Raw genomic sequence first — 16,702 nt, 5'->3', positions numbered from 1 at the left:
CCCGGCGCTCTGGTCCATGAGAGCCGCTCACGGACCAGAGCGCCGGGACGCCGGACCCGGTAGGCGACGGCGTGGCGGTATGCGCCGGTGCCGAAAAACCGGGTCTCAGTGCTTGAGCTCGGCGTCAATCACCGTCATCTCATTGGGCACCACGCTCAGGTCCAGGCTGGAGATCAGCTCACCGGTGGAGATCTGTACCAGGTGCAACTTCTTGGCGGCGTGGTCGGTGACGTAGGCGAAGTCGCCGGCCGTCTTCACATTGGGGCCGGGCTCCTGCCAGTTCTCATTCTCCGTCCAGGGCGTGACCACATCCACCTGCTTGGTCACGGCGGCGGACGCCGGATCGAGGATGTTCAGCTTGCCGTCGTAGGTGAGCACCACGCCTTCCCCATCGGCGCCGCGGCCGAAGGAGCGGAACCAGTAGGCCGAGCCCAGCTCCACGGTCTTGGTGGTGGCATCGGTCGTGTCGATGATGCCGACCCGCGTGGGATGCTCGGGCTCCGCGCCGTCGACCGGCTCGACGGTCTTGTAGTCGGTGAGCACATAGGGGGAGTCGGGGGAGCCGAATTGGTTGCCGCTGCGCTGATACGCCTCCGGCACCGCCACCTTGTGGAACTGCCCATCGCGGAACACTACCGAGCCGTTGGTGCAGCCGAAGCTGGCCACGTCCTCGCCCTGGGCTGTGGCCTCGCCGTGGACGCCGGGGCAGTCGGTCGACTCGGCGCCGATGGAACCGTCGGCCCTGCGTTCGTGGACCGTGTGTCGCTCGTCCTCAGTCCCCTCGGTCACCAGGACGCTGCCACTGGCCAGGGGGACGGCGACGCCGTGGTGCGGGTCATTCGTCTTGAAGCTGGTCAGCTCCTCGGGGCTGAGCTGCCCGTCCTCCAGGGCGTTGGTCTCAAAGATGGTGACTGTGCCGGTGCCGTCGTCGAAGACGGCCGTCTTCCCGGCGTGGGTGACGACGTGCCCGGGCTTGTCGGCGGCAATGACGGCACCGGTGAGCCTTGGGGTGGTGGTGTAGTAGTGGTTGTGGTCTCCGTGGGGCTTGACGATCATTCCCAGGTCCAGGACCTCGAACCCCTCGGCGGAGGAGACGAGCACGTGGCGGCCGTCCCCGGCCGGGTTGAGGCGCAGGAAGCCCTCCTTCTCGATGTCCGCCACGACGGTGCCGTCGGAGGTGTCGACGATCTGGATGCCGCCGTCGTAGGTGATGGCGGCGCGCGGGTCCACGTCGGCGACCTCCACGGGTTTCTCCGACGACGCCGTGGTGGCCTGCGCCTGCGTGGTGTCGGGGGAGCCGGGGTCTCCCGCTGGGGATGACCCGCAGGCGGTCAAGGTCATGGTCAACGCCGCTGCGGCGGCCAGGATGAGATTTCTGGTATGGGGAATCGTTCTCATACGTTAAACGGTAATGATTATCGTTAAGTGCTGCAACCCGGTCACGGCCGCCTGAGGCGGTGGGGCGTCGGCCACAACGGTCGGAGGCGTCCGCGTGCTGCCGGGACAAGCCGGCGGAGCGTGTCCGCCAGTCGGCGTTGCCCGTGGGCGGCTCCTGGCGCGGGGTAGGCTGACCCGCGGCGCGCCCGCAGGCCGCGCCTGCCCTCCGGGGCACGCACTCACACAGGGAGCAGCAATGCCAGCCGTCGTCGTCGTCGGGACTCAATGGGGAGACGAAGGAAAGGGCAAGGCGACCGACCAGCTCGGTCAGGGCGTCGACTACGTCGTCAAGTTCAACGGCGGCAACAACGCCGGCCACACCGTTGTCATCGACGGTGAGTCCTTCGCCTTCCACCTACTGCCCGCGGGCGTGCTCACCCCCGGGGTCACCCCCGTCATCGGCAACGGTGTGGTGGTGGACCTGGAGGTGCTGTTCTCCGAGATCGAGGAGATCACCTCCCGCGGCAAGGACGCCTCCTCGCTGAAGATCTCCGCCAACGCCCACCTGATCCCCTCCTACAACCGGGTCATGGACCGCACCACCGAGCGCTTCCTCGGCGCCCGCCAGCTGGGCACCACCGGCCGCGGCATCGGCCCCACCTACGCGGACAAGATGAACCGCGTCGGCCTGCGCGTACAGGACCTGTTCGACGAGTCGATCCTGCGGCAGAAGGTCCACTCCGCCCTGGATCAGAAGAACAGCCTGCTGCTCAAGGTCTTCAACCGGCCCGCCATCGACCCCGACGCCGTGGCCGACGAGCTGCTGTCCTACGCCGACCGCGTGCGCCCCATGGTCGTGGACACCTCCCTGCTGCTCAACCGGGCCCTCGACGCCGGCAAGACCGTCCTGTTCGAGGCCGGCCAGGCCACTATGCTCGACATCGACCACGGCACCTACCCCTTCGTGACCTCCTCCAACCCGACCGCCGGCGGCGCCTGCACCGGCACCGGCGTGGGGCCCACCCGCATCGACGCCGTCGTCGGCGTGGTCAAGGCCTACACCACCCGCGTGGGCGAGGGGCCCTTCCCCACCGAGCTCACCGACGCCATGGGTGAGCGGCTGCGCGCCGAGGGCGGCGAGTACGGGGTCACTACCGGCCGCCCGCGCCGCTGCGGCTGGCACGACGCCGTCGTCACCCGCTACGCCGCCCGCGTCAACGGGCTCACCGACTTGGTCATGACCAAGCTCGACGTGCTCACCGGGCACGAGACCATCCCCGTGTGCGTCGCCTACGACGTCGACGGCGAGGTCACCTCCGAGATGCCGCTGACCCAGACCGACTTCCACCACGCCAAGCCGGTCTACGAGGAGCTGCCCGGCTGGAGCGAGGACATCACCGGCGTGCGCCGCTTCGGGGACCTGCCCGCAGCCGCCCGCGACTACGTGCTGCGCATCGAGGAGCTCGCCGGCTGCCGCGTCTCCGCCGTCGGGGTGGGTGCGGGCCGCGAGGCCACCATCACCCGCCACCGGCTACTCGGCTGAGGCGGGGGCGGCCGCGGCGTCAGGAACGGTGCCGGCGCAGCGCGGCCGCACCCACTGCCGCGCCGACCCCGGCGACCCCCGCGACAATCCACCACCCGTAGCGGTCCCAGGTGGAAACGCCTGTCCCCGCCGTGGCGTACCCCGATGCGCTCACGCCGTCGTACAGGACGTCGGCATCCTCCCAGGTGACGGTGGTGCCGGAGACGGTGCCGCCGCCGGCGTCGACGACGGCGCCCGGGAAGGTGATCGACAGGTGGGCATCCACAACCGTGTTCAGCGATTCCGCCGTGGGGGCGAGGCCCGAGTCCTCCGGTGCTGAGTCATCTGGGCCCGTGGTCGGGTTCGAGGCGGAGTCCGCGGTGGCGGGCGCTGCGGCTGTCGCGTCGTCGTTGGCCGCGCCGTCGGCGCCCTCGGCGCCCGAAGCGTCGGCGGCTACGTTGCCATAACCGGCCAGGTGTACGACGTACAGGTCGCCGTCGCGCGCCACCAGCAGGCCGGCGTCGGCACTGGAGCCGGAGGCGCCGACGTCCGGGATGGGCACGCCGGTGACGTGCACCTCGCAGCCCAGGCCGTCGGCGTCGTCGGCGGATCCGAGCGGGGATGCGGTCACGCCCACGCCGTCCGCGGTGCCGACGAGCGACTCGGCGGCGAGCTCCTGGCAGTCGGAGGCATCGGTGAAGACCGTGCCCGTGGTGTCGCGCATGACCAGATCGGCGTCGTAGGTGCCGGAGGCGTCCAGGCGCATGTCCATATGTGCGGTGCAGCCCGACAGCAACAGCACGGCTGCGGCCCCCGCCAGCGCAGTAAGCCCGCGTAAAGCGCGTGGGCGCGCGGAATGACGGATGACGAGGCAGGGGTTGACGGCCATGCCCCGACGCTACACGCACGCGGATGTGGCGGGAAACACCACCCCGGGAGGGCGCGAATGTGCGGACGAGGGACCTTCGGACGTGACCTTCGGCGACGGATGAGGAAGGATAGGACCCGACCCCGTTGAGTCATGAGAACCAAAAGAAAGAAGGACTCACATGACTGTGTCTGAGCAGGACGTCCGGGCGGCTGCACCGGCCAACGCCCCCGAGGACGTCATTGCCTTTGCCGTCCGTCTCGCCGAGCTCGGCAAGCCGGAAGACGTCTACTTCTGTGACGGTTCCGAGGAGGAGTGGGACCGCCTGACCTCCGAGATGGTGGAGTCGGGCATGTTCGTCCGCCTCAACCCGGAAAAGCGCCCCAACTCCTTCCTCGCGCGCTCGCTGCCCAGCGATGTTGCCCGCGTGGAGTCCCGTACCTTCATCTGCTCCGAGAAGGAGGAGGACGCCGGCCCGACCAACAACTGGTACGACCCGGCCGAGATGAAGAAGATCCTCAACGAGAAGTTCGACGGCACCTACGCCGGCCGCACGATGTACGTGATCCCCTTCTCCATGGGTCCGCTCGGCGGTCCGATCTCCCAGCTGGGCATCGAGATCACCGACTCCCCGTACGTCGTCACCAACATGCGCATCATGACGCGCATGGGCGCCAAGGCCATGGACCTGATCAACGAGGGACGCACCTGGGTTCCCTGTGTGCACTCCGTTGGCGCCCCGCTGGCCCCCGGCCAGGAGGACACCACCTGGCCCTGTAACGACGAGAAGTACATCACCCAGTTCCCGGAGACCAACGAGATCTGGTCCTACGGCTCCGGTTACGGCGGCAACGCCCTGCTGGGCAAGAAGTGCTACGCGCTGCGCATCGCCTCGACCATGGCCCGCCGCGACGGCTGGATGGCCGAGCACATGCTCATCCTGCGCCTGACCGATGAGAAGTCCGGCAAGCAGTACCACGTCACCGCGGCCTTCCCGAGCGCCTGCGGCAAGACCAACCTGGCCATGCTCCAGCCGACCATCCCCGGCTACAAGGTCGAGACCGTCGGTGACGACATCGCCTGGATGCGCCCCGGCGAGGACGGCCGCCTGCGCGCCATCAACCCCGAGGCCGGCTTCTTCGGCGTCGCCCCGGGCACGTCCTACAAGACGAACCCGGTGGCCATGGACACCATGAAGGCCAACACCATCTTCACCAACGTCGCCCTGACCGACGACGGCGACGTGTGGTGGGAGGGCATCGACGCCGAGCTGCCGGACCACCTGATCGACTGGCAGGGCAACGACTACACCCCCGCCGATGCCGAGGCCGGCAAGAAGGCCGCGCACCCGAACTCGCGCTTCACTACGCCCGCTGCGCAGTGCCCGATCATCTGCCCGGACTGGGAGGCCCCCGAGGGCGTTGCCATTGACGCCATTCTGTTCGGCGGTCGCCGCGCCACCAACGTGCCGCTGGTGGCGGAGCAGTACAGCCCCGCGCACGGCGTCTTCATCGGCTCCGCCGTGGCCTCCGAGGTCACCGCTGCCGCCACCGACGTCAAGGCCGGCTCGCTGCGCCACGACCCCTTCGCCATGCTGCCCTTCTGCGGCTACCACATGGCCGACTACTGGGGCCACTGGCTGGAGATGCAGGAGCAGCTGGGCGAGAACTTCCCGAAGGTCTACCAGGTCAACTGGTTCCGCAAGGACGCCGACGGCAAGTTCCTGTGGCCGGGCTACGGCGACAACTCCCGCGTGCTCGACTGGATCGTGCGCCGCTCCGCCGGCGAGGTCGAGGCCATCGAGGGTGTGACGGGCCTGTACCCGAAGTTCGAGGACTTCAACCTCGACGGCGTGGACGTCGACGAGTCCGTCTGGAACCAGATGTACGACATCGACCCCGACGCCTGGGCTGCCGAGATGGACTCCACCGAGGAGTACTACGAGCAGTTCGGTGACAAGGTCCCGGCCGCGATCCGCGAGGAGCTGGCCAAGTTCCGCGAGCGCATTGCCGCCGCCAAGGCCTGAGCGCTGAGCGCTTAGTCGGGTCCCCGGTCCACTGGGCCGGGGACCCGTCGTTTGTGGCGTGGGAACGTCGTCTGGGGCGGGTGTCAGAATTGATGACAAACGGGCTGGTCGCCGTCGGCGTCGTCCTTGAAAACGGCGGAATCACGCGGATGCGGAGTCGCCGCGGGCGTGTGCCCGCAGCGTTTGTCATCATTTTTGACACATTGAGGGGCGCTCGGAGGGCAGGTGCGCCCGGTGTCCACAGGCACCGTTCGTGCGGGGGCAGTTCACAGAGCTCGTTCGGGCGGTTGGCGCGGCGTCTTCAACCGGCGCAGCCTCGGGCTATGAGACAGGATGACGACATTCTGGTGCGGGTACGGGCTTGCCATGGCGCCGTTCGGCTACGGGACTTGCACCCGGATCGGACGGAGCGGCGTCACGTCGCGAGGCTGGTCGAGGCACGTGAGCTGATTGCGTACCCCCATGGGGTGGTGAGTTTGCCCGGCATTGGCTGGGACCTGGTCCTTGCGCGTATCCACGGCGGGGTGATTACCTGTATGCACGCCGCCAGGCATTATGGGTACCCATGCCCGCGGCTGTGGACGCCGGTGCATCTGGCGGTTCCTCGCGGCAGAACAGTGCCTTCGCTCAAAGGCGAGGTGCTGCATGCTGAAGGCTCCCTTGAGCCGCCTCCCCTGACTCGGTTCCCGGTGGCGTCGGCGCCGCTCATGCTGGCGCGCTACCTGCGCTGCGATCCCGACCGTGAAGCGCCACTTATGGCCTGCGACGCCGCCCTTCACCGGGGACATACCAGTGTCGAGGCGATTGCGGCGCTGCTGCGGGGCCCGGGGTCTCGGCAGGCGTTACGGCGGCTGGCGCTGGCCAGTCCGCGGGCGCGCTCCCCGCTAGAAACTCTGGCCCGTTTGCAGTTGCACGACGCCGGGATCCCCTTCGAGGACGGGGTGGTCATTCCGCGTGTGGGGGAGGTGGACCTGCTGGTTGGCGGCCGCCTGGTTATGGAGCTGGACGGCTACACCTACCACGAGGACGACTTTCAGTTCGCTAAGGATCGCACCCGTGATCGGGAACTGGTCCGACAGGGGTATCGAGTTGCTCGTTTCACCGGCAAGGACGTCCACCTCGGGAAGGTGGGCGCGGAGGTCCGGAGCCTGTTGGCCGCATGCGATGACCTACTCGGCCGCCCGCACGTGGCTGTCAAAAATGATGACAAACGGGGGCGCCGACGTTCTTGACGGTCTTGAAAATGGCGAAATCATGCGGGCACCGCGCTGGTGCGCGCGGTCGCGCGAGCTGTTTGTCATCAATTTTGACACTGGGCCGCTCCGCCTTGTGTCAAGACACCAGGGTGGCTAGCGTGGCGCTATGACCGCAGCCAGCCGTGCCCTGATAATCGTCGACGTTCAGCCGACCTTCTGCGAGGGAGGCGCCCTGGCCGTACCCGGGGGCAACGCCGTCGCCGCTCGGGTGGCCGGCTACGCGTCCGCTCACCGCGGCGACTACGAGCTGGTGGTAACCACCCAGGACTGGCATATCGACCCCGGAGAGCACTTCTCCGATACCCCGGACTTCGTGGACACCTGGCCGCCGCACGGCGTCGCCGGCACGGCCGAGGCCGAGCTGCACCCCGCCCTGGCGGGGCTGGCGCCGGACGTGAGGGTGAAGAAGGGTCAGTACGCCGCGGCCTACTCCGGTTTCGAGGGTGTGGACGAGACCGGCTCCGTACTGGACGCGGTTCTGCGCTGCCACGGCATCGAGGCCCTGGACGTGGTCGGGCTGGCCGAGTCCCACTGTGTGAAGGAGACGGCGCTCGACGGCGTGCGAGGCGGCTACCGGGTACGCGTCCTGACCGACCTGACTGTCCCCGTCAGCCCCGAGCAGGGTGAGGCGGCCCGCGCCGCCATGGCGGAGGCGGGCGTGGAACTCGTCCCCTCAGACGCCGACGTCGGCTGACTCCGCCGCTGGCGGGGTGCGGCGTGATGTCTACCGAACTCGGTGGTTTTGTCTACCGAACTCGCTGGGGTGGGTGAGAGCCTGGTCTCACAATGCCGTGGCTACTCGTCAAACTACTCAGCACGCTGCTATCGTCTCGCCCCGACGCCACCCGGCGTCGGCGGTCGAACCGGCTCTCCGGAGCGTGCCGAACGCAATCCGATCCCCGGAGGAACCACCTAACATGCTGGCCGAGCGAATGTGTTGTTGCTGTCGTTGACGACAGCTCCATACCCGTTCGCCATCCATTCCGAGCGCTCTGCGCTCCCGAGCCCATGTGAGGTGCCCCGTGCACACGTCCGTCCAGGACCCCCCTGACGCCGCGTCGGCGCCCGCCGACGCCGTCCCAACAGCCCTCGCCGCGCCCGGCGCCGGCGCCTCTCCGGCCTCCGCTGCGCGCTCCCGCCTGCGTCGGCTGCGCTCCGACCGGGCGGCCGTGATCGGGGCCGGCATCGTGATCCTGACGGCCCTGGTCGCCTTGTTCGCCCCGCTGATCACGCGCGCCTTCGGCGTGGACCCCTACACCTACGACCTCGACGCCCTGGACGCGGCGGGGCTGCCGCTGGGCCGATTCGGCGGAATCAGTGCCGCCCACCCCTTCGGCGTGGAGCCGCAGACCGGGCGCGACCTGTTCGCCATTGTGGTTGAGGGCACCCGCACCTCCTTCGCGATCGGCATGGGCGCCACCGTCCTGTCCATGGTCATCGCCATCATCCTGGGCGTGTCCGCCGGGTACTTCGGCGGCTGGTGGGACGCGCTGGTCTCCCGCCTGACCGATATCACCCTCGGCTTCCCCAATCTGGTGTTCATGATTGCGGTGTCCGCGATCGTGCCCGCGACCGCCCCACGCGTGCCGGTGATGATCGCCATCATTGGGATTCTCGGCTGGCCCTCAACCGCCCGGGTCCTGCGAGCCCGCACCCTGTCCCTGCGCTCACGCACCTACGTGGGCGCCTCCCGGGCCATGGGCGCCTCCCAGTGGCATGTCGTTACCACGCAGATCCTTCCCGGCCTGGTGGCCACGATCATCGTGTTCACCACCATCTCCATCCCCGGCAAGATCACCTCCGAGGCGGCCCTGTCATTCCTCGGGGTTGGTGTGGCCCCACCCACCCCTTCCTGGGGACGCGCCATCGGCAGCGCGGTGACGTGGGTGAGCACGGATCCCTGGTACCTACTGTTCCCCGGCGCCGCCCTGCTGACGGTGACCCTCGCCTTCAACCTGTTCGGTGACGGCCTGCGCGACGCCCTTGACCCCAGGACCGGTGAGGCCCGATGAACCGCCTGCGCTTTCTTGCCTCCCGCACCGCCCAGACCCTGCTGGTGCTGGTGATCATCGCCTTCGTGACCTTCGCGGTCTTCTCGCTGTGGCCCTCTGACCCCGCCACCATGGCCTGCGGCAAGCCCTGCACGCCGGAGAACCTGGAGCGTGCCCGCGGCTTCATGGGCTACGACCAGCCCTGGTACACCCAGTTCTGGAACTACCTGTCCGGGATCTTCACCGGGCGCACCTTCGGCTCGGGCGCCTCCGCGATCACCTGCGCCGCCCCGTGCCTGGGCTACTCCTTCCGCCTGTCGACGCCGGTCACGGAGCTGATCGTCTCCCGGTTGCCGGTGACCGCATCGATTGCGATCGGCGCCGCCGTCCTGTGGCTGATCATCGGCGTGGGTGCGGGTGCGGTCTCCGCACTGAGGCGCGGCAGCCGCCTGGACCGGGCGATCATGACTGGAACCGTCATTGGCGTGTCGACGCCGTCGTACCTGCTGGGCCTGCTCGGCATCCTCCTGTTCGGCTTCACCCTGGATATGGTGCCCGTCTCCGGCTATGTGCCGCTGACGGACAGTCCCATTGACTGGGCGTGGCACCTGGTTCTGCCATGGTGCGTGCTGGCCCTGATCTCCGCCGCCGTCTACGCACGCATGGTGCGTGGAGAGATGCTGGAGAACCTGGGTGAGGACTACGTGCGCACAGCCCGCGCCGTCGGCCTGCCCGAGCGCCGGGTGATTGGCCGCCACGTGATGCACAACGTGTCCCTGCCGGTGCTGACCTACTTCGCCCTCGACCTGGGCGGCATGCTCGGCGGCGCCGTCATCACCGAGCGCGTCTTCTCCATGCCTGGGCTCGGCGCCCTGCTGATGGACGCCGTCGGCTCCACCGACCTGCCGGTGATCACCGGTGTCACGCTGGTCTCCGCCGCCTTCGTGATTGTGGCGAACCTGCTGATGGACGCTGTGGCCACCTTCATCGACCCACGGGTCTGAGCCCCCGAATTCCACTTCTGCCGTCATCCACCCGAAAGGACAAACTCATGTCTTCCACCCGCCCGACGACGTCGCAGCCCGCCTCCGCGCGGCGCTCCGAGACCGGTCTCGCTGTCTCCCGCCGCGGCCTGCTGGCCGGGGCCGGTGTCTCCGGCCTGGCCCTGGCACTGGCCGCCTGCGGCGCCAACTCCCGCAGCTCCGCCGGTGCTGAGAGTGCCGCGGCCGCCACGGGCGCGTCCGGCGGCACCCTGTACGTGCTCAGCACCGACACCGACATCAACTGGGACCCCGCCAAGAGCCAGTCCCTGGCCACCACTTCCCTGGCGCTGGTGCACCGCCGCCTGACCACCTGGGACATCACCGCCGACGGCGTACCCGCCGTCGTACCCGACCTGGCCACGGACACGGGTACCGCCTCAGATGACGGCCTGACCTGGACCTACACCCTCAAGGAGGGCATCACCCTGGAGGACGGCACCCCGATCACCGCCTCCCAGATCAAGTACGGCATCGAGCGCTCCTTCGCCCCCGCCCTGTCCGGCGGGCTGGGCTACCACAAGACCCTGCTGGCGGGCGCCGGCGACTACACCGGCCCCTATGACGGGGAGCACCTGGACTCCATTGAGGTGCCGGACGAGACCACCATCATCTTCCACCTGGACCACGCCTACGGCGACTGGCCGTGGATCGTGTCCCTGCCGGCCTTCGCGCCCGTGCCCGAGGCCAGCGATGACCCCGCCACCTACGCCCAGGCGCCCGTGGCCTCCGGCCCCTACCGGGTGCAGGAGTACCGCCAGGGCAACTCGGTGACCCTCGCCCGCAACGAGAACTGGTCGGCAGCCACAGACCAGGTGCGCTCAGCCCTGCCTGACGAGATCGTCTTCTCCCTGGGGCAGGACGAGGACACCGTCAGCCAGCGGCTGATCGCCGACTCAGGCAATGACCAGTACGCCTTCTCCGCCCAGCTGCTGACCGCGTCCAAGCTGGCCCAGGTCAGTGCCAACGACTCCGTGTCCGCACGCCTGGCCACCTCCGACCCGGGCCCGCTGCTGTACCTGGCGATCAACACCGAGCGCATCACCGACCCGGAGGTGCGCCAGGCGATCGCCTACGCTGTTGACAAGACCGCCGTGCAGCGCACCCTGGGCGGGGAGCTGGGTGCCGGCATCGCCACCACCTACATCACCCCGGGCATCCCCGGGCAGGAGGACTACGACCTCTACCCCACGGACATGGACAAGGCCAAGGAGCTGCTGGAGGGCAAGGAGGTGCCGGAGCTGATCCTGCTGTCGCAGAACAATGAGGCGCGCCTGGCGATCTCTCAGGCCGTGCAGCAGTCGCTGACCGAGCTGGGGCTGAAGGTGACCATCGACCCGCAGACCACCGACGCCTACACCGAGCGGGCCACCCAGGGCGACGGCTCCACCTACGACCTGACCGTGGTGTCCTGGAACCCCGACTACCCGTCGGCCAACGCCAACATTCAGCCCCTGTACGCCTCCTCCGAGATCGGCCAGGGCGGGCACAACGTCTCCCGCTACTCCGAGCCGGAGGTGGACCGGCTGATCACCGAGGCGCTGCAGGAGACCGACGCGGAGGCGGCCGCCGCCAAGTGGGCGGCGCTGGACCGGCGTATCGCCGAGGATGTTCCCGGGGTCCCGCTGGTCAACCGCCGCAACTCCTTCCTGCACGGCTCGAAGGTGACCGGCTTCTTCGTGGCGCCCTTCCCCGCCTACCCCAACTACCTGGTGCTGGGAGTGAGCGAGTAGTGCGCGGCCGGGAGCAGGAGCCGACCGGGGAGCGGACGGCCGACTCCGACCAGGCCGTGACGGCGCAGCAGGCGACGGACGCGCCGAAGCCCTCGGTCAGAGCCGCGGTGGAGCCCGTCCCGGTGCTGTCGCTGCGCGGCTTCGGGGTGTCCTTCGCCGGCACGGTCGAGCACGCCAGTGCCGATATCGACCTGGACCTGGTGCCCGGCCGGGTGCTCGCCCTAGTGGGCGAGTCCGGGTCCGGCAAGTCGGTTACCGCCATGGGCGCCCTCGGCCTGCTCCCGCCTACCGCCGTCGTTACCGGCTCCGCCGTCGTGGTCGATGCGCCCCGTGCCCCCGACGCCGCCGACCGCACCGCGGACGGAGCGCCGGCACCCGCTGCCCCGCCGGACCTGCAGCTGGTGGGGGCATCCCGGGAGGTGCTTGACGATGTGCGCGGGCGGCTGGTCGGCACCGTGTTCCAGGAGCCGACGACGGCGCTGGACCCGCTGGAGACCATCGCCGCCCAGATCGGTGAGGCAGTACGCATTCATGCGGTGGGTCGTCAGCGTCGCAGCCAGGTGCGTGCCCGCGTGCTGGAGCTGCTCCGGCGCGTGGGCCTGGGGGATGGTGAGCAGGTTGAGCGCATAGCCCGCTCCTACCCCCACCAGCTGTCCGGCGGTCAGCTGCAGCGCGCCTGCATCGCCCTGGCCATGGCCGCGGACCCGCCGGTCCTGATCGCGGACGAGCCGACCACGGCCCTGGACGTCACCGTGCAGGCCGGGATCCTGGACTTGCTGCGCTCGCTGACCGAGTCCGGGGTCGCCGTGCTGCTGATCACGCATGACATGGGGGTGGTCGCGGATGTGGCCGACGACGTCGCCGTCATGCGGCATGGCCGAATTGTGGAGCGGGGCCGTACCCGGGAGCTGTTCGCCCACCCGGGCCACCCCTACACCCGCGCCCTGCTGGCAGCCGTGCCTCGGCTGGAGTCCCTGCGCGCCGGGGACGTGGGGTCCAACGCGGATAACGCAGCGGGTAATGCTGCGGAGGGCACGGCGGGTAACGCAGTGGATGGGGCTGTGGAGGGTACGCAGACGCCGCAGGAGGGCAGGTCGAGTGCAGCGCCGCCTCCGGGCGGGGCCGCGGTTGCGGCGGTTAGCGCCGGTGCCCCTGGCGACGGGCAGCCGCAGGGCGAGTCCGTCGTCGAGATCCGCGGGCTCGACGTCGTCTACCGCAACCGCCGCCGCAGGGTACACGCGGTGCACGACGTGTCCCTGCACATCGACGCGGGCGAGGTACTAGGCCTGGTGGGTGAGTCCGGCTCAGGGAAGTCGACTATTGCCGGCACCCTGACCGGACTGGTGCCTATCGCAGCCGGGTCGGTGCGCGTGTGCGGCGTGGAGGTGGCCGGAGCCGGGCGCCGCGCCCTTCTGCCCGCGCGGCGGGCCACTGGCGTCGTCTACCAGAATCCGGCGTCCTCCTTGAACCCGCGCCGTACGGTGGGTGCCGCCATTGCCGAGCCGATGCTCGTGCACGGAGGCTATAGCTCCGCTGAGCGGCGGGCCCGGGTGCGTGAGCTGCTGGATGCCGTCCGCCTGCCGGAGGCTCTGGCGGACCGCTACCCGCATGAGATGAGTGGCGGCCAGCGGCAGCGCGTCGCCATCGCCCGGGCCCTGGCCTTGGACCCGCGGCTGGTGATCGCTGACGAGCCGACCAGTGCCTTGGACGTGTCGGTGCAGGCGGTGGTGCTGGAGCTGTTGCGTCAGCTGCAGTCCGAGCTGGGATTCGCCTGCCTGTTCGTCTCCCACGACCTGGCGGTGGTGGACTCCCTGGCTACCCGGACGGTGGTGCTCGCTCATGGGCGGGTGGTCGAGGCAGGGCCCACCCGGCAGGTGCTCGCCCACCCGCGCGAGGAGTACACGCGGCGGCTGGTCGGGGCCGTGCCGGTTCCCGACCCCGACGCCCAGGCCCGCCGGCGCGCCGCGCGCCTACGGGCTGCCTGACCCGAACCGGCTCGTACCGGTACCTGCCGCCCGCGCCCTCCCCACCGAGACCGGCACTTGTTACGTGCCGAGACCGGTAGAAGTGACGGCGGTGGTGCCTCCGAGGTGAGTACGGCGCACGGCAAGTTCACAATGCGGGTTCGCCTCCGGTGAAGGGGCTGACGGGAGGCCGGTGCAGGGGTCACCATAGGTTTGAGCCCATATGACGTTCGTTTCCATGCTCCGGGAGGCACCCATGGCCATCGCCCACTCGCACCGTTTCACTGAAGGAGACCTGCCAGTCGAGGCCGGCCGCTACCGCTTGGTAGCCTCCGCTTCCTGCCCCTGGTGCCGCAGAGTCCTCATTGCCCGGCGGCTGCTGGGCCTGACGGAGGCGATCCCGGTCTCCTGGAGCTATGGGCGCGGCGTTGACGGCTTCTGGGAGCTGACCGGCCCCGATGGCGAGCCCGGGCCCGACCCGACTCTGGGGAACGCAACCTCCATCGCCGAGGTCTACGCAGGCACCCCCGGATACACCCCGCCGCCTACGGTGCCGGCGCTGGTGGACACCACCACCGGGCACGTCGTCGTAGACGACTCCGGGGATCTGCTCTTCGACCTTGCCACCGCCTGGAAGCCGCTGCACCGCGCCGGCGCACCGGACCTGTACCCCCTGGACCGGCGCAACTCAACCGACGCTTGGGACAAGTGGATCGGCGAGCACATCAACCGTCCGCACTCTACCGCCACCCATTCCAAGGACACCGAGGAGGCGACGACGGCCGCGAACAGCGTGCTGCTGGCCTTCGACGTCGTCGACACCCTGCTGGCCCGCGCCACCAAGATGGAGGCGTCCCGCGAGGCGGCCCTGACCGTGCAGGACGTGCCGCCGCTGTCTGCCGTGGTGTCCGTGGAGCAGTTCCTGTGCGGTGCAGCCCCCACGGGTAGTGACATTCGCCTGTTCACCACCGTGCAGGCATACGAGTACGGCGGGCGCGCCTACTACCCGGGTGGTGAGGCGCCGTCGATCGCCTTCTGGCCTGCGCTCGCACGCTGGTTCCGGGCGCTGGAGGGACGTGTCGGCTGGGTCGGTATTGAGGAGCGCAGCGCACTCGGGCTGTAATGCGGTAAGGCGCGTGCGCAACCGAGTGTGTGGGACAGTTGCGCTGCTTCCCGGACGACGCCGTGCGTCAACGATTGGTGAATGACGAAGTTGCCGCCGTCCGGTGTAAGGGCTTCGCCGCCTTGCCGCGGCGGCGGTGCTTCATGCTTGCGTGACCGGCGCGAATGCGACGTCACGAACGGCGAACCGGTGGCGGCTCGTCACGGCCTGTTCGGCGTCCGTGGTAGCGGGCGTGAGGGCGGATTGGCGGCTTTTCCGGTTTGAGGGCGTGGAGTTCGGGTTGGAGGACTGCTGCGTATCGGTGGTCGCCGAGTGCGCGAGGTCGTTTTCGGGCTGGCGAGGTCGTTTTCGCCGTGCGGAGGTCGTTCTCGGGTTGGAGAGGTCGTATTCGGCCGGGCGCAGGGGGTCGTTTTGGGGCGGATGAGGTCGTTTTCGGGCGTGTGAGGTCGTACTCGACTATCCGACTCCGACCGAATACGACCTCATACGCCCCACACCCTCCACATCGTGGAGGGTGTCGGGCCCACGAGGACGTTTTCACCGCACTGGGGACGTTCTCGGGCTGATGAGGTCGTTTTCGCCGCGTGGAGGTCGTTCTCGGGCCGGCGGGGTCGTACTCGGACGGGCGCAGCGGGTCGTTTCGGGGGCGGATGAGGACGACCTCCTACGCTCGAACACAACCACCTGATGGGCCGGTTCTCGTCAAACAGGGCCCAGAACACAACCAATACCAACACCGCCAGCTCAAACCCCCACACCTACAAACACGAAGAGCCACCATGTTCCTTCAGCTGGACCGCCTGAGAGTTCCTCCGGGCAGACCAGGCAGGACTACGCAGTCCCCATGGAGCCAGGCAGTCCAAGCGGAGCTAGTCGGTCCAAACGCACCAACCGCCGCCCGCCAGGCCGCCATACCCACACAAGCTAACAGCCCTAAATTCCGGTCGGTGAAATACAGGTCCCGAACGCCAATAACACCCAGTAACCCTGAGAAGTTCTTTGAATTTCTTCCAACGCCCCGCACAGCGCCTATCTGGCTAGGGGGTGGTGGTGGGTTGGGGTGTGGTGTGGGGGCGGATGTCGGTGGTGATGGCGGTTGGGTCGAGGGTGGCGTTGGCTCGCTGTAGGGCGGTGTCAAGCAGGTCCATTGGTGCGGGTGTTGCGGGTTGGTCGGTGTTGGACACGGTGGTCAGGACGATGACGCCGGGCTCTTTGCCGTCGTTGGTGGTGACGGCTGCGTAGATGCGCTCAATGTGGTGCCCGGTACCGTCCTCGCCGGTCGAGGTCATGGTGAAACCCGCCAGGGCATCCGGCAGACCCTCGATTGTGTGGATGATGCCATTTTCGGAATCGCGTGCGCCGTCGGACCAGAACTGGACCTCCTCACTGGCGCCGTCGCAAGCGGCAATGTCATTGGTAATGGTGGCGAAACTCCCGTTAGGTCTGATAGTGTTCAGATTCAGGGCGAGCGTCTGGTGAACCGTTGCGTCACGCACCTCATATTCTACGGTAACCGCGTGAAACGGCTCTGACAGCAGGACGGCGTTGCGGATACTGGTTTCGACGCGTTTGCAGAGTACTTCCACACGTTTTCCGGGGTAGGCGGCCTGCGTGGTTGCTCCGGGGACGTCTGCGAGGGTCAGGGCTGTGGTGGGGATCGGCTCGGGTGTGGCGGTGGCCTCCTGATCGGCGCCGCCGTGACCACAACCAGTCAGCAGGCCGACCGTCAGTGCCAGTACGAGGAAGGATCTGAGGCAGCGGGCGCGGGTCATGAGTCACTGTCCTGTTCCGGTGTCGTCCGG

The 16,702-nt window shown here is 68.7% G+C and carries 12 protein-coding genes; 9 read left to right on the top strand and 3 right to left on the bottom strand.

All coding sequences use genetic code 11. The features are described from left to right. Positions 1–105: 105 nt before the first annotated feature. Positions 106–1,398 (bottom strand): hypothetical protein, encoded by a 1,293-nt coding sequence (locus tag GZ998_RS01025; protein ID WP_257504888.1) that lies wholly within the window; start codon positions 1,396–1,398, stop codon positions 106–108. A 235-nt stretch (positions 1,399–1,633) separates the two neighbouring features. Between GZ998_RS01025 and GZ998_RS01020 the strand changes: the two genes are divergently transcribed. After that, positions 1,634–2,920 (top strand): adenylosuccinate synthase, encoded by a 1,287-nt coding sequence (locus GZ998_RS01020; RefSeq protein WP_219108431.1) that lies wholly within the window; start codon positions 1,634–1,636, stop codon positions 2,918–2,920. A gap of 19 nt (positions 2,921–2,939) precedes the next feature. Here GZ998_RS01020 and GZ998_RS01015 read toward each other — a convergent pair whose 3' ends face one another. Beyond that, positions 2,940–3,788, bottom strand: coding sequence for an LppM family (lipo)protein (locus GZ998_RS01015; protein ID WP_257504887.1), 849 nt, complete (start codon positions 3,786–3,788; stop codon positions 2,940–2,942). 160 nt (positions 3,789–3,948) lie between these two features. Between GZ998_RS01015 and GZ998_RS01010 the strand changes: the two genes are divergently transcribed. The 8 genes from GZ998_RS01010 to GZ998_RS00975 all read left to right on the top strand — a co-directional run bounded on the left by GZ998_RS01010 (position 3,949) and on the right by GZ998_RS00975 (position 14,900). After that, complete coding sequence (locus GZ998_RS01010; protein WP_161924957.1) at positions 3,949–5,793, top strand: phosphoenolpyruvate carboxykinase (GTP); 1,845 nt, start codon at positions 3,949–3,951, stop codon at positions 5,791–5,793. Positions 5,794–6,431: 638 nt separating this feature from the next. Then, on the top strand, positions 6,432–7,025 hold the full coding sequence (locus GZ998_RS01005) for an endonuclease domain-containing protein (RefSeq protein ID WP_237564177.1): 594 nt from the start codon (positions 6,432–6,434) through the stop codon (positions 7,023–7,025). Between the two features lie 130 nt (positions 7,026–7,155). Next, complete coding sequence (locus tag GZ998_RS01000) at positions 7,156–7,743, top strand: isochorismatase family protein (RefSeq protein ID WP_219108426.1); 588 nt, start codon at positions 7,156–7,158, stop codon at positions 7,741–7,743. 328 nt (positions 7,744–8,071) lie between these two features. Beyond that, complete coding sequence (locus GZ998_RS00995) at positions 8,072–9,061, top strand: ABC transporter permease (RefSeq protein ID WP_162679010.1); 990 nt, start codon at positions 8,072–8,074, stop codon at positions 9,059–9,061. Beyond that, the gene (locus GZ998_RS00990; RefSeq protein WP_161924954.1) at positions 9,058–10,044 is read left to right on the top strand and encodes an ABC transporter permease; all 987 of its coding nucleotides are present in this window, start codon (positions 9,058–9,060) and stop codon (positions 10,042–10,044) included. The genes GZ998_RS00995 and GZ998_RS00990 overlap by 4 nt, the downstream gene beginning before the upstream one ends. Positions 10,045–10,091: 47 nt before the next feature. Continuing rightward, positions 10,092–11,813 carry an ABC transporter substrate-binding protein gene (locus GZ998_RS00985; protein WP_161924953.1) on the top strand — a complete coding sequence of 574 codons (1,722 nt, stop codon included), beginning with the start codon at positions 10,092–10,094 and terminating at the stop codon, positions 11,811–11,813. Further along, positions 11,813–13,798 carry an ABC transporter ATP-binding protein gene (locus GZ998_RS00980; RefSeq protein ID WP_308807128.1) on the top strand — a complete coding sequence of 662 codons (1,986 nt, stop codon included), beginning with the start codon at positions 11,813–11,815 and terminating at the stop codon, positions 13,796–13,798. Before GZ998_RS00985 ends, GZ998_RS00980 begins: the two co-directional genes overlap by 1 nt. Positions 13,799–14,033: 235 nt before the next feature. After that, positions 14,034–14,900 (top strand): glutathione transferase, encoded by an 867-nt coding sequence (locus tag GZ998_RS00975; protein ID WP_219108447.1) that lies wholly within the window; start codon positions 14,034–14,036, stop codon positions 14,898–14,900. A gap of 1,037 nt (positions 14,901–15,937) precedes the next feature. On the opposite strand, the gene GZ998_RS00970 is transcribed toward GZ998_RS00975, so the two are convergent. After that, on the bottom strand, positions 15,938–16,672 hold the full coding sequence (locus tag GZ998_RS00970; protein WP_219108424.1) for a hypothetical protein: 735 nt from the start codon (positions 16,670–16,672) through the stop codon (positions 15,938–15,940). Positions 16,673–16,702: the final 30 nt, after the last annotated feature.

The sequence above is a fragment of the Actinomyces sp. 594 genome (genome assembly GCF_019325145.1).
GTDB lineage: Bacteria > Actinomycetota > Actinomycetes > Actinomycetales > Actinomycetaceae > Actinomyces.
Note: the sequence above shows the minus strand (reverse complement) of the source record. Positions and strands in the feature narration are given on the sequence as shown.